Below are 13,484 nucleotides of genomic sequence, written 5' to 3'. Positions count from 1 at the left end.
ATAAAAACAAAAACTATTTTATAATAATTTGTCATTATTAATAATGATAGTTTTAGGGGGATATACTATGATTAGTTTATTTTATCCATCAATATTAGCATTTTTATTAGGGGTTATTGTTGGATATAGATATAGATACAAATTAAAGCATTTTTTAAGCTATCTTATCATCTCAATTATAATAGCTAAGTTCTTAGGAGCATTTCCATACTACAACTTACCATTATCTTTTGAGTTTGTATTTGCTATTTTAGGTATATTTTTTGGTAATAGAGTTTTAAGAAGGGAACATTATGATTATAACAATATTGGATAGATGCAGGCCAGATATTAAAAAATGTGAAAGTTGCCCTTTTTACAAAAAAACATCTAAGTGTATTGAGGCATGTCCTACAAAAGCTATAAAGTTAATAAAATATAATGGGCAATACAAGAGTTTTTCATGCTTAACTTGTGGAGAATGTGCAAGAGTTTGTCCTAACAAGGCAATTAAAAAGAATGAATTTGGAGGTTATTATGTTGATAGAAGGAGATGTAATGGATGTGGATTATGTGCAAATGCTTGTCCTATTGGAATAATAGAGATTGTTAAAGATAAAGATGGGGCTTATCCATTAGGAATTTGTTCTATGTGTGGTGCATGTGTTGAAGTATGCCCCTATAAAGCAAAAATAAGCTCCTATCAACTATTATTTAAGAAGAGAAATTCTCATGCTGATAGATACTTAAAAGCATTAGAAAAAGTTTTTAATATAAAAATTGGTGAAATTAAAGAGATTGAAATAAAAGAAGTAAAAAGAAAGAGCATCAAAATAGATAAAGATAAATGTATTGGCTGTTTAAGATGTTCATATCTATGTCCAAGAGATACAATAATTCCAAAAAATGTAAATTATTGTACTTTATGTAATATATGTATGGAAGTTTGTCCAAAAAATGCCATTGAGTATGGAGAAGTAAATGATAATTGTATTCTTTGTTTTGAATGTGTATATAAATGCCCTCCAAAAGTTTTGAGGGTATATAACTTTAAAGTTAATAAAATAAAGAACAATAAAAGTATAAAGCCAATAACATACTGTATAAACTGTGGATTATGTGCAGAAGTTTGTTCAGTTAAAGCTCTAAAATTCATTGATGGAAAACTTCTATACTCTCCTGACTTATGTATAAAATGTTATAAATGTATTGAAATATGTCCTAATGATGTCAGAAGAGAGAAATTAGATTATATTATAGGAGGATGTTCTCTTTGTGAGATTTGTATAAACAACTGTCCAACTGAGGCAATAAAAATAGATTATGTAAAATTTGATGTTATAAAGGATGAAAATTGTATATTGTGTGGAACTTGTGGTAATGTTTGTCCAAAAGATGCAATAGTCATTGATAGAGCTAATAAAGAAATAATTTTTACAAAGGACTGTATAGCTTGTGAAAGTTGTGCTATTCACTGTCCTAAGGATGTAATTCCTAACACAACAGGATATAAGAAAGTTGTTGATAGAGAAAAAAGCTTTATCTGGACAGATTTATCACTATGTATAAAGTGTAGTATATGTAATAAAGTATGTCCTCAAGAGTGTATAGACAATGGAAATATTGATTTAGAGAAATGTATATTCTGTGGGGCTTGTTATAATATATGCCCTACAAAAGCTATACATTTAACAAGAAAATGGAAAGTTATGTATTAAATATTCATTTTTTGAAATTTAATGATAAAGTAAGTTTTATATATCTCTTTTCTAAATATAGCTTAAAAGGATAGAAAGGTGAGGATTACTTGTTTTCAGAAAAATTAGAAAAAGCTAAAAAGGCATATACTTTTGATGATGTTCTTTTAATTCCTAATGCTTCATATGTAGAGCCAAAAGATACAGATGTATCAACAAAATTAAAGAGTATAAAGATGAATATTCCTATTCTCTCTGCTGCTATGGATACAGTAACTGAGAAAGATATGGCCATTGCCTTAGCAAGATTAGGGGGATTAGGAGTAATACATAGAAATATGCCTATTGAGGAGCAGGTTCATCATGTTATAGCTGTAAAGAAAGCAGATGAATTTATAGTTAAAGATGTTATAACAATATCTCCTGAGAGTACTATTGGAGAAGCTATGGAAATTATGGAGTACAACTCAATTAGTGGTATGCCTGTTGTTGAAAATGATAAAGTTGTTGGAATTATAACACACAGAGATATTAAAGCTATAAAAAATAAAGACAAAAAAGTTAGAGATGTGATGACAAAGAATGTTATAACTGCAAAAGAGGATATTAGTGAAGAAGAAGCTCTAAATTTAATGTATGAGAATAGAGTAGAAAGGTTACCTATTGTTGATGATGAAGGTAAATTAATTGGAATAGTTACATTGAGAGATATATTAAAGAAAAAAAGATATCCACAAGCTGCAAGGGATAAAAAAGGTAGATTAATAGTTGCAGCTGCCTGTGGGCCACATGACTTTGAAAGAGCAAAAGCTCTTTTAGAGAGTGAAGTTGATGCATTAGTCATTGATTGTGCTCATGCTCACAATATGAAAGTAGTGGAGAACACAAAGAAATTTAAAAAACTAATTGAGGAGTATAATCCTGATACAGTTTTAATAGTTGGAAATATTGCAACAAAAGAAGCGGCAGAAGATTTAATTTCTTATGGAGCAGATGTTTTAAAAGTAGGAATTGGTCCTGGAAGTATTTGCACAACAAGAATAGTTGCAGGAGTAGGGGTTCCTCAACTAACTGCTATCTCTGATGTTGCAGATGTAGCTAAAAATTATGATATTCCTGTTATAGCAGATGGAGGAATAAGATACAGTGGAGATATTGCCAAAGCTATTGCAGCTGGTGCAGATGCAGTTATGTTAGGTTCTTTATTAGCAGGGACAGATGAAGCTCCAGGAAAGCTAATAATAATTAATGGTAGGAAGTATAAGCAATATAGAGGAATGGGTTCATTGGGTGCAATGTCCTCTGGAATGTCATCAGATAGATACTTCCAAAGTGTTAGCCATATGAAACATGTTAAATTAGTTCCTGAAGGTGTTGAAGGAGCTGTGCCATATAAAGGAAGTGTTTCAGAAGTTATCTTCCAGTTAGTTGGTGGCTTAAAATCATCTATGGGATACTGTGGAGCTAAAAATATAAAAGAAATGCAAGAAAAAACAAGATTTGTTATTATAACACCAAGTGGAGAAAGAGAAAGCCATCCTCATGATATATTAATAACTAATGAAGCTCCTAACTATCCATTAGGAAAATAATTTATATTTTAAAATGTGATTAATTATGAAACCAATATTAATATTTTTAGGGATATTTTTAATTTTTTTAGGATTCTTTTTAATAACTCTGGGAATGATTATTCCAGATAAAAATGTTGAAAAAAATGAAAATATTGAATATTCTGGAATTATATTTATTGGACCAATACCAATAGTATTTGGAAATTCTCCTTATTTAATTATTATAAGCTTGTTAATCTTTTTATTAATGATAGTTTGGATATTATTAGCTTTTAAAATAGGAAATATAAAATAAAAATTATAAAATTTTATTGTTCTACTTTTTCTCCAAATGCAAATTTATTTTTAACTGATTTTATTTTTACATTTACTTTATCTCCTTTTTGTGTTTCAGGGACAAATACAACAAAACCTTCAACTCTTGCTATTCCATCTCCACCTTTTCCAATATCCTCAATAGTTACAGAATAAGTTTCTCCTTCTTTAACAGGGATATTTCTATTTTCAAACTTTCTATTACTTCCTTTATTATTTTTAAACATTTAATTCACCATAATTATTTAAGAGCACATTGCTCACAAAAATATTTATTTTTTATACTATAAATAGTTATTTATGTGCAAATATTTTCAAATTTTTACACAACTCTAAGTTAAAGTTTTTATTTAATAATATTAAAATTGTTAAATTAGAAAATTTCTAATGAGGGATTATATTATGTTGGCAACATTCTCAGGAAAAGGCTTAATAGTAACTCCAGAAATTTTACAATATCCTATTATAAGATGGGAAAAATTAGAAATGAAACTATATGACAACAAAATTGATGTTGAATTAGGCACTAATAAATTTTCTATTGAATTAGATAAAATTGTAGATATTGGTGAGCCACTACCTGATGAAGTTATAGAAAAATCAAAATTTACAATTGATTTAAGTGTATATGGTACTATAACATATCATGATGAAACTTCTTCTAAAATGTTGGCTTTTATTCCAGAAACATCAATATATGGAAAGAAACCTATTGAAGCTTTTTTGAAAAAATTATTTTCTATACTTTTAGATGATAAAGAAATTTTAATTAAGGCTGCTGATGGAAAGTGGGAAAAAGGATATATCAAAATTGTTGATGAAAAAATAAAAGAAAACTTTATAACAAAAGTTATTAATAAAATAGTTGTAAAAACAGATAGTAATGAGTATGATATTTCATCAAATATAAAGTCTATTGAATTTGAAGATGTAGAGGTAAATAATGAAATAAAAACCTGCTTAAAGATAATTAAAAAAGAAGATACTAAAAAGGTTATACTATATTTATATGTAGAAGATGATAAAGTAAAAAAATTTTTATTGAGATATTTTAATGTAATCTTAGATTACCATGTTGGTATATTAAGATATCTTTAGGTGAGCTATTATGGAAGTTGATTTTAAACCAGGAGATTATGTTGTTTATATTAACACTGGAACTAAGGGAAGAGTTGTAGATATAAAAGAGATTGATGGAGAAATTTGGGTTTTATTAGATAATGATTTATTATATAAACCATATTTACTAAGAAAGATAGATAAAATTAAAAGAGAAGAAAAGAAAAAAGAAGAGATTAAAATTGAAGAAGAGGAGGAATCATTAGACATAGAGGACTTTGGGGATGCTTGTGGAGCTGGATAGAATTAAAAGAGCTAAAAATCTTATATTAAAAATTTTAAAAGAGAAAGGAAGGGAGCATTTATATGATTTAAGTGGATTATCAGGAGGATTTTTAATTAAAGAGGAAGATAAAGATTTACTAAATACATATATTGGCTCTTCTTACTTTTCTGAAAAAGTTAAAGAACTGGGTTTGAAGCATTTAGGTGGAGAGGAGTGTGTAGCTTTTAACAGAACAAGCTCAGCAATATTGGCAACCATCTTAGCCCTAAAACCTAAAAAAGTAGTGCATTACCTTCCAGAACTTCCTGGACATCCATCTATTAAAAGGGCATGTAAATTAATAGATTCTGAATATGTTGAATCCTCAAATATTAATATTTTAAAAGAAGTTGATAAAGATACACTAACTGTTATAACTCCATCTACAATGGACTTAAAAATTTTAGAGCTTGAAAAGTTTAAGAAAGCTATTTCAATAGCAAAAGAAAAAGATAGTTTAGTTTTTGTAGATGATGCTTCTGGTGCAAGGGCAAGATTATTATATAATCAACCAAGAGCATGGGATTTAGGAGCTGATTTAGTTGTTACAAGTACAGATAAATTAATGGAAGGACCAAGAGGAGGGTTATTAGCAGGAAAAAAAGAATTAATTGATAAGATATATGAGGAAGGGCTAAAATATGGGTTAGAAGCACAACCTCCAATATTAGCAGGAATGTATAGGGCATTAGAAAATTTTAGCTTAGAAAGGTTAAAAAAGGCCTTTGAAAGAGCCAAGAATATAGATTTATCTAAATTTGACTCTTTAAATATAGTATATGAAAGGACTCCAACAGGTTTTGTAATAAAAAAAATATCCAATAAAGACAATGAAAAAAAATTAGTTGAAGCAGGTTTTTATTTATTGGAAAGATATGGAATCATAACTATAACTGTTGCTGGCTCAATAGGAGCAAGTAAAAGTTTAAGAATAGACTTAACTTCAAAAGATGCAGATAGATTAAGTGATGATTATATTATAAATGCTGTTTATGATAGTATTAAAATTATTATAAATTAAGATATATTTTTTTTTATTTTTCTATTTTATGGTCTTTAATATTAATCTAACAATTTGAATATATAAATATTTTTTAAAAATATTAAAATTCATTGATTAATCGGAAGGTATAAATATTATTTTTAAATAATATTATCTGTATGTGAAAATATATTTAGGTGGCAAAATGAACCCTGAAATGATAATAGAAATGATGAATTCAGAAATGGCAGAAGAAATGGCTCCTAAGATGATGCCAAAAATGATACCATTAGCTTTACAAAAATTTTTAGATAAGATTCCAGAAGATGAGAGAGAAGAGTTTATAGCAAAGATTATTGATATAATTGTTGATAAAGATGAGAAAAAAGAAATATATTCAAGATATATAGATATGTTTGAAGCTCTATTAAATGTTAAAGGTCTAAAAATTCATTCAAAAGGAGGAAAAGGTGCTATAAAAGAAAAAATATCCCCAATGGACTTGTTTTTATCTGGATTATGTGGATGTATTTGTATAGCTGTTGGTAACACATTAAAATCCAACAATATTGATGCTAAGGTAAAAGTTGATGGAAAAGTTGAGAAATCATTTGAAGAAGGGAAAATTAAAAAAATAACTATAAATATCTATGTGAAAACTAATGATGATATTGATAAAGAAAAATTAAAAGATTTGATTTTAGAAGGTTCTAAAAAATGTTTAATCAACAATACTTTAAATTGTGAAATTGAAAAGAATATTGTTTTTGAGTAAAAAATTATTATTTATAAATTTGAGGTGTTATCTATGATGTTCATACCACCACCAATGTGGTGGTGTTTTGGATATTGTTATAATCCTTATTATACTCCTTTTAGCTATCTATTTTTTGGATTTTTATTTTGGATTATAAAATTAATTATTTTTATAGTTGTATTTATAGATATTTTAAGGAGAGATGATTTAGATACTCTTGAAAAAATCCTATGGATTTTAATTGTTTGGTTTTTAGGAATAATTGGGGCAATAATCTATTACCTATTATCAAGAAGAAACTCTAAAACTAAGGGAAATAATGGCAAAAATATTAGTAGTAACTGATGGGACTTATGGTTATAGGGTTGGAAAAACCATAAACTCCTTTGGAAAGAAAAACAAATTTATTGGAATATATAAAATTAATAAGCCTAATGATTTGATAGTTGATGAGATAGAATTTCCAGAAGAGTTGTTAGAGAAAATTAAAGATGCAGATATCTTATTGCTTTATACACAACACCCAGATAACACATATTATTTATGCTATGAAGCAAAGAAATTAAACAAAAATAAAGAATTAAGAAAGTTTGATGCTATATGTCCAGAGGAAATGTGTTTATTGGATGAAAATGATGTTGAAGACTTAATAAACAAATATCCAAAATTAAAAGAGTTTTTAGATGAGTTTGGTACTCCAAAAGTTAAAATTTATATTAAAGATAACAAAGTTGAAAATGTAGAGGTTTTAAGAAGTTCTATCTGTGGTTCAACATTATTCATGGCTAAGTTAATGAGAGGGATGGAAGTTAATGATATTGAAGAATTTGCTAAAAAATCAGCTATGCTAATTCAAAGATATCCATGTGTTGCTGGAAAAATAAAACTTTTTAGAAAAGATTGTAAAAAGCAGAAAGCCTTAAACATACAAAAAGAGGCAATACTTAAAGGATTAACTTTTATTTGAAAATTTAAATATTTCTTAAAAATATTAAAATTCATTGATTAATCGGAAGGCATAAATATGATGATTATAATTGATAAATAATAACTAAATATTGATAGGTGAAAATTTGAGTGATGAACTACCTGTAATAGGAAAAGATGCATTACGTAGAGTTATAAAAGATTGGAGTGTTAAACCATGGTGGGGTATAGAGAGAAAAGAAATAGAATGGTATCCTAAAATAAACTATGATAAGTGTATTGGTTGTGGAGTGTGCTATATAACATGTGCTAATAGAGTAGTATTTGATTGGGATAAAGAAAAGAAAAAACCTATTGTTGCAAGACCCTATAATTGTGTTGTAGCATGTACAACTTGTAAGATGCTATGTCCTGTTGATGCATTAGAATTTCCAGATAAAGAGTATATACAAAAAATTATGAAAGAACATAAAATTTTAGTAAAAGCTAAAGAAATTTTAAAGAAACATAATTTAATTTAACAATATCTAATATAACAATCATCTTTTAATTTAAGTTAGAAAAGCCAACAATACAAGTACCATAATCATTTTTAGTAATTTTGATACTTTTTTAGCAGTTTCAATATCTCTATTCTTTAATAAAATAAAAATTGAATATATAAAGAAAATATCACAAACTAAAATAATTATTAAATATAATTTCCCAAACAACCCTAAATAGTAAGGTAAAAAGCTAAATACAACTGCTAAAATTAACAGTATAGATGCAAAATATAATGATTTATCTTTATATAGAATGGGTAGAGAAATAACTCCCTCTTTTTTATCTCCTTCCATATCTTCATAATCTTTTATAATCTCTCTGCACCATGTAGCTAAGAAAGAACATAAAAATAAGATAAAAACTTTGTCTATCCTACCAACTAATCCTCCAAATAAAAAAACTGAGCCAGTTAAATATGCAACAATAATGTTTCCTATTGGCTTATATCTCTTATATTTTTTTGCATATAAATATAAAAGTATTGAGTTAAATAAAGCTAATAAAAAGGCATATAAATTAATCAACAATGAAGAAATTAATCCTAAAACTAATAAAATTATAGCTAAAATCTTAGCTGTTTTTATTGAGACTCTTCCAGAAGGTAGAGGTCTATATGGCTTATTTATCCTGTCTATTTCAATATCAAAAATATCATTTATACAGTTCCCAAATCCACAGATAAAAAAAATAGCTAAAAAAATCAATATTATATAATAAAAATTTAAAGTTGAGTTTGCTATTAAATATCCAATAATCCCAGATAAACCTGCCATAAAGCAGTTTTTTGCTCTTATTAACTCTAAAAAACTCATAATATCCTCTCAATTGGCAGAACAAGGATATCTCTTGCACCTAATTGATGAAGTTTAGGAACTAATGAAAAAATATCTTTCTCATCAACAACAACTTGAATAGCAACCATTCCATTATCAGATAGAACTTTTGCAACTGTTGGGCCTGACATTCCAGGAATGATTTTTTTGATATCCTCTACTTTATCCTCAGGAGCATTCATCATAATTAGCCTCTTTTTTTCAGCATATAGAGCACTCTTTATAGCCAAAACAACCTGCTCTATTTTTTCTTTTTTCTTTTTATCTTTTAGACTCTCTTTGTTGGCTATTAATCTTGTTGTAGATTTAACTATCTCAGCAATCTCTCTAAGTTTATTTAATTTCAAAGTTGTTCCTGTTGATGTTAAATCTGATATAATATCTGCTATTCCAATAAAAGGAGCTATTTCAGTTGCACCACTTAGTTCTATAATTTCTACATTTTTATTAAATTTCTCAAAAAATTTCTTTGTTAAATGTGGAAATTCAGTTGCTACTCTCATTCCTTCCTTTATATCATCCAAATTATTAATATTTGAATCTTCTGGAACAGCTAAAACCAATCTTGCAAATCCAAAACCAAAATCTAATAATTCTTCAACTTTATTCTCAACCCCTCTCTCTAAAACTAAATCATAACCAGTTACACCAATATCAGCTACTCCATCAGCTACAAACTCAGGAATATCTCTTGCTCTTGCAAACATAACTTTAATATCTTTATCAACAGTATTTGCAAATAAACTCCTACCTTGAATAGTTATTTTTAAACCTGCTTTTTCTAAAATTTTCATTACTGGTTCAGATATTCTACCTTTATTTGGTAAAGCAAAAAGAATCATCTTATCCCTTTTATAATAATTCTTTTTCTTTGTATTTCTTTCTTTATTTTTAAACAACATTCATCCAATAATTTAGATATACTCTTGGGAACTTTTGTCTGATTCTCAGATAGTATCTTAGCTATAATACTTGCAAGTAGAAATATTGCATAAGTGTGTTCTGCCTTAGTTCTATGAATATGATGAGGATAGATATTTAGCTCTTCATAAACTTTAAATTCATCTTTGCAGTTGTATTTTTTTTCAACATATTTTTTTAAATAAACTAATAGTTGATGGAGCTGAATAAGCTCATCTTTTTGCATTAAAACCACCAATAATAGTAACATTTATTGGAACTTTTGTAACTTTTGCCAACTTACAATAGATTTTATCTACTTTTTGATAGATGTTATCTAATAGTTTTTGACTTAGTTCTTCAATATATAGGCAATCAACTTTATTAAACTCTTCTATTTTTTCTATTAATTCATCTACATTTACAGTTATCTTTTCATCATCTTTTACAATTATTGCCTTATCTTTTAAATTGGAAAGTATTTTAAGAGTATCAAATAAATCATCTTCTTTAATATCTTCATTATTTTCTTCACAACTGTAATTTTTTGTAGATATTGGGACTCTATTTTTAAGACATTTAATAATTTCCTTTCTTGTTAGTTCTTCAACTTCTCTACCTTTTGGAGCTCTTGCTATATAATCAATATCACATACTTGTAATGCTTCTTTTAAAATCAATTCACCTCCTCTATCTCCATCAGTAAATAATGTAGTTATTTTCCTCTTACTCAATTCAATTATTGTCTTTGGGATAGAGGTTCCTTCAACTGCTATAACATTCCTAATACCATATCTTAATAAATTTAAAACATCTGCCTTTCCTTCAACAATTATAATCTCTTCAGAACTATCAACTAATGGACCAGCTGGAAGTTTTTCTTCACCATAGTATATGAGCTCACTCATCCTGACACTTTCTTTAACTTCCTCAATAATAGCATTAATATCAACTGTTAAGTTCATCTCTTTTAATATTTCTTTTGCTCTCTCAGTTATATATTTTCTTTTTCTCTCTCTAATATCTTCAATTTTTAATACTCTTACGTCTGCTGTGCAAGGTCCGACTTTATCAACGGTCTCCAACGTTGCAGCTATTATTGATGTTTCAACTCTATCTAAACTTGAAGGAATTTCTAACTTTGCAATACTTTTCCCATTAGTATATTCAATATTTACATCTATTCTCCCTATTCTACCTGATTTTTGAAGGTCTCTCAAATCTAACTCATCTCCTAACAATCCTTCAGTCTGTCCAAATATTGCTCCAATAATATCATTCTTCTCAACATAACCATCAACTACAATCTCAGCATGAATTATATATTTTGTAGTGCTAAAATCCATATAATCACCAAAAAAGTTAAAATATTGATGTTTATAGAATTAGTATTAAGATAAGTAATTTTTTAATAGTTATAAATACTACTTAAATCTTATATTTAGTATTTTTTTAGGTGAATAGTTATGGTATTTAGTGGTGGAAATTTAAACAACAATATTGAAATTTTAAAGATTCCTAAGGATAGAGTTGGAGTATTAATTGGAAAAAAAGGAGAAGTAAAAAAAAGAATAGAAAAAGAACTAAAAGTTAAATTAGATATTGATTCTGATGGAACTGTCACAATTTCATCAACAGAAGAAACAAAAGAACCATTAGCTATTTGGAAAGCAAGAGATATTGTAAGAGCTATTGGAAGAGGATTTAATCCAGATATTGCTTTAAAATTATTAAATGATGAGTATGTTCTTGAAATTATAAATATTGATGATTATGCATCAACTGAAAATGCTCTTAGAAGATTAAGAGGTAGAGTTATTGGTAAAGAAGGAAAGTCAAGGAGATATATAGAAAGTTTAACAGATACAAATATATCAGTTTATGGTAAGACAGTATCAATAGTTGGAGAGTATGATAATGCTCAAATAGCTAAGGAAGCTGTTGAAATGCTTTTAAGAGGAGCATCTCATGCAAGAACTTATAAGTTTGTAGAAGGTGAGAGACAAAAAGTAAAAAGGGCTAAATTTGAACTTTGGAAAAAGAAAAGTGAAGTAGATAGATTATATGAAGAACTGAACAAATATAACAATATTGATGAAGAGTGATATTTATGCATTTAGTAGGTGTTTTAGATATTGCAAAAGATATCTTAAAAGCAAATAAAAGATTGGCAGAAAAAAATAGAAAATTGTTGGATAAATATAATGTTAAAGCTTTTGATTTTTCTGGAGCTATTGGAAGTGGAAAAACATTGTTAATTGAAAAGTTAATAGATAGCTTAAAAGATAAATATAGAATTGCATGTATAGCAGGAGATGTTATAGCTAAGTATGATGCTGAAAGATTAGCAAAAAAAGGTATTAAGGTTATTCCACTAAATACTGGGAAAGAGTGTCATTTAGATGCTCATCTTGTATCCCATGCTTTGGAAGAGTTAAATTTAGAGGATATTGATATTTTATTTATTGAAAATGTAGGAAATTTAATATGTCCAACAGATTTTGATTTAGGAGCACATAAGAGAATTTTGGTAGTTTCTACAACTGAGGGAGATGATATAATAGCTAAGCATCCAGATATTGTAAGAAGTGCTGATTTAATTGTTATAAATAAAATAGATTTAGCCAACTATGTAAATTGTGATGTGGATAAGATGGTTAAAGATGCTAAAGAAATAAATCCAAACGCTAAGGTTATAAAATTAAGTCTAAAAACTATGGAAGGATTTAATGAAGTTTTAAATTATATTATCTCCAATTTATAAAAAATATTAATATTAAAAATCTTTGGGTTAGTTATGAAAGAGTTGGCATTTTATGGAAAAGGTGGAATAGGTAAATCTACAACTGTCTGCAACTTAGCAGCTGCTTTTTCAGAGTTGGAAATGAATGTGTTAGTTGTTGGATGTGACCCAAAGGCAGATTGCACATATACATTAAGAGGAGGAAAAATAATACCTACAGTTTTAGATGTTATGAAAAATAAAAGAAATATTGAGATTGAAGATATAGTTTATAAAGGATACAATGGAGTTTATTGTGTTGAAGCTGGAGGACCTAAGCCTGGAATTGGATGTGCTGGGAGAGGGGTTATTGTAGCTATTGAGCTATTAAAAAAATTAAAAGTTTTTGAGAAGTTAGATATTGATATTGTCTTATATGATGTGTTGGGTGATGTTGTTTGTGGAGGTTTCTCATTACCTTTAAGGTTGAATTTAGATGTATATATAGTAACTTCTTCTGACTTTATGTCCCTTTATGCAGCAAATAATATATGTAGAGGAATCAAAGAACTTAAAAGAGATAACTTAGCTGGTTTAATTTATAATGTTAGAGGAAAGGTTGATAATGAAGAAATTATAAATAAATTTGCTAATATGATAAATACAAAAGTTGTTGGGAAAATTCCATATTCAGAGGATATATACAAAGCAGAATTGTTAGGAAAGACAGTTTTTGAATATAATCCAGATAGTGAGATAGCTAATGTATATAGAGAGTTGGCAAAATCAATCTTAAATAATACATATAAATCTCAACCTAATCCATTAGATTTAGAGGAAATAAATAAACTTAGAGTGTTGGGATGAT

19 protein-coding genes are annotated in these 13,484 nt (G+C 27.5%); 14 read left to right on the top strand and 5 right to left on the bottom strand.

Going from position 1 to position 13,484, the window contains the following annotated elements; translation table 11 throughout:
* Positions 1-67 precede the first annotated feature (67 nt).
* From ACPB8Q_RS03940 to ACPB8Q_RS03925, 4 genes are all read left to right on the top strand, one after another.
* Positions 68-316 carry a hypothetical protein gene (locus tag ACPB8Q_RS03940; protein ID WP_423793373.1) on the top strand — a complete coding sequence of 83 codons (249 nt, stop codon included), beginning with the start codon at positions 68-70 and terminating at the stop codon, positions 314-316.
* Positions 294-1,697 (top strand): 4Fe-4S binding protein, encoded by a 1,404-nt coding sequence (locus ACPB8Q_RS03935; protein WP_423793372.1) that lies wholly within the window; start codon positions 294-296, stop codon positions 1,695-1,697. Before ACPB8Q_RS03940 ends, ACPB8Q_RS03935 begins: the two co-directional genes overlap by 23 nt.
* 89 nt (positions 1,698-1,786) lie before the next feature.
* On the top strand, positions 1,787-3,268 hold the full coding sequence (gene guaB / locus ACPB8Q_RS03930) for an IMP dehydrogenase (RefSeq protein ID WP_423793371.1): 1,482 nt from the start codon (positions 1,787-1,789) through the stop codon (positions 3,266-3,268).
* Positions 3,269-3,293: 25 nt separating this feature from the next.
* Entirely contained in the window at positions 3,294-3,545 is a 252-nt protein-coding gene (locus ACPB8Q_RS03925; RefSeq protein ID WP_423793370.1) for a TIGR00304 family membrane protein, read from the top strand.
* A gap of 13 nt (positions 3,546-3,558) precedes the next feature.
* Here ACPB8Q_RS03925 and ACPB8Q_RS03920 read toward each other — a convergent pair whose 3' ends face one another.
* Entirely contained in the window at positions 3,559-3,792 is a 234-nt protein-coding gene (locus tag ACPB8Q_RS03920) for a TRAM domain-containing protein (protein ID WP_423793369.1), read from the bottom strand.
* A gap of 175 nt (positions 3,793-3,967) precedes the next feature.
* Here ACPB8Q_RS03920 and ACPB8Q_RS03915 point away from each other — a divergent pair, with 175 nt between their 5' ends.
* The 7 genes from ACPB8Q_RS03915 to ACPB8Q_RS03885 all read left to right on the top strand — a co-directional run bounded on the left by ACPB8Q_RS03915 (position 3,968) and on the right by ACPB8Q_RS03885 (position 8,136).
* Positions 3,968-4,663: a CheF family chemotaxis protein gene (locus tag ACPB8Q_RS03915; RefSeq protein ID WP_423793368.1), complete on the top strand. Its 696-nt coding sequence runs from the start codon at positions 3,968-3,970 to the stop codon at positions 4,661-4,663.
* 10 nt (positions 4,664-4,673) lie between these two features.
* A complete protein-coding gene (locus ACPB8Q_RS03910) occupies positions 4,674-4,928 on the top strand; it encodes a DUF2098 family protein (RefSeq protein ID WP_423793367.1) in 255 nt (84 codons plus the stop codon).
* Positions 4,915-5,970, top strand: coding sequence for a TIGR03576 family pyridoxal phosphate-dependent enzyme (locus ACPB8Q_RS03905; protein ID WP_423793366.1), 1,056 nt, complete (start codon positions 4,915-4,917; stop codon positions 5,968-5,970). The genes ACPB8Q_RS03910 and ACPB8Q_RS03905 overlap by 14 nt, the downstream gene beginning before the upstream one ends.
* A 166-nt stretch (positions 5,971-6,136) precedes the next feature.
* Positions 6,137-6,706, top strand: a complete 570-nt coding sequence (locus ACPB8Q_RS03900) for an OsmC family protein (protein WP_423793365.1) — start codon at positions 6,137-6,139, stop codon at positions 6,704-6,706.
* 33 nt (positions 6,707-6,739) lie between these two features.
* Positions 6,740-7,033, top strand: coding sequence for a PLDc N-terminal domain-containing protein (locus tag ACPB8Q_RS03895; RefSeq protein WP_423793364.1), 294 nt, complete (start codon positions 6,740-6,742; stop codon positions 7,031-7,033).
* Positions 7,008-7,655, top strand: coding sequence for a DUF166 domain-containing protein (locus ACPB8Q_RS03890; RefSeq protein ID WP_423793363.1), 648 nt, complete (start codon positions 7,008-7,010; stop codon positions 7,653-7,655). Before ACPB8Q_RS03895 ends, ACPB8Q_RS03890 begins: the two co-directional genes overlap by 26 nt.
* Positions 7,656-7,761: 106 nt before the next feature.
* Positions 7,762-8,136, top strand: coding sequence for a 4Fe-4S dicluster domain-containing protein (locus ACPB8Q_RS03885; RefSeq protein ID WP_423793362.1), 375 nt, complete (start codon positions 7,762-7,764; stop codon positions 8,134-8,136).
* Between the two features lie 30 nt (positions 8,137-8,166).
* Here ACPB8Q_RS03885 and ACPB8Q_RS03880 read toward each other — a convergent pair whose 3' ends face one another.
* The 4 genes from ACPB8Q_RS03880 to dnaG are packed head-to-tail and all read right to left on the bottom strand — an operon-like array spanning position 8,167 to position 11,240.
* Positions 8,167-8,973: a UbiA family prenyltransferase gene (locus ACPB8Q_RS03880; protein WP_423793361.1), complete on the bottom strand. Its 807-nt coding sequence runs from the start codon at positions 8,971-8,973 to the stop codon at positions 8,167-8,169.
* A complete protein-coding gene (gene hisG, locus ACPB8Q_RS03875; protein ID WP_423793360.1) occupies positions 8,970-9,836 on the bottom strand; it encodes an ATP phosphoribosyltransferase in 867 nt (288 codons plus the stop codon). Before hisG ends, ACPB8Q_RS03880 begins: the two co-directional genes overlap by 4 nt.
* Positions 9,833-10,141 (bottom strand): UPF0058 family protein, encoded by a 309-nt coding sequence (locus tag ACPB8Q_RS03870; RefSeq protein ID WP_423793359.1) that lies wholly within the window; start codon positions 10,139-10,141, stop codon positions 9,833-9,835. Before ACPB8Q_RS03870 ends, hisG begins: the two co-directional genes overlap by 4 nt.
* Positions 10,128-11,240 (bottom strand): DNA primase, encoded by a 1,113-nt coding sequence (dnaG, locus tag ACPB8Q_RS03865; protein WP_423793358.1) that lies wholly within the window; start codon positions 11,238-11,240, stop codon positions 10,128-10,130. The genes ACPB8Q_RS03870 and dnaG overlap by 14 nt, the downstream gene beginning before the upstream one ends.
* A 120-nt stretch (positions 11,241-11,360) precedes the next feature.
* On the opposite strand from dnaG, the gene ACPB8Q_RS03860 reads away from it, so the two are divergent.
* The 3 genes from ACPB8Q_RS03860 to ACPB8Q_RS03850 are packed head-to-tail and all read left to right on the top strand — an operon-like array spanning position 11,361 to position 13,483.
* Positions 11,361-11,999, top strand: coding sequence for a KH domain-containing protein (locus tag ACPB8Q_RS03860; protein ID WP_423793357.1), 639 nt, complete (start codon positions 11,361-11,363; stop codon positions 11,997-11,999).
* Positions 12,000-12,004: 5 nt separating this feature from the next.
* Complete coding sequence (gene hypB / locus ACPB8Q_RS03855) at positions 12,005-12,658, top strand: hydrogenase nickel incorporation protein HypB (RefSeq protein WP_423793356.1); 654 nt, start codon at positions 12,005-12,007, stop codon at positions 12,656-12,658.
* 33 nt (positions 12,659-12,691) lie between these two features.
* Positions 12,692-13,483 carry a P-loop NTPase gene (locus ACPB8Q_RS03850; protein ID WP_423793355.1) on the top strand — a complete coding sequence of 264 codons (792 nt, stop codon included), beginning with the start codon at positions 12,692-12,694 and terminating at the stop codon, positions 13,481-13,483.
* The last annotated feature ends 1 nt before the right edge of the window (position 13,484 follow it).

The organism is Methanocaldococcus indicus (genome assembly GCF_049554935.1).
GTDB classification, from domain to species: domain Archaea; phylum AGJL01; class Methanococci; order Methanococcales; family Methanocaldococcaceae; genus Methanocaldococcus; species Methanocaldococcus indicus.
Note: the sequence above shows the minus strand (reverse complement) of the source record. Positions and strands in the feature narration are given on the sequence as shown.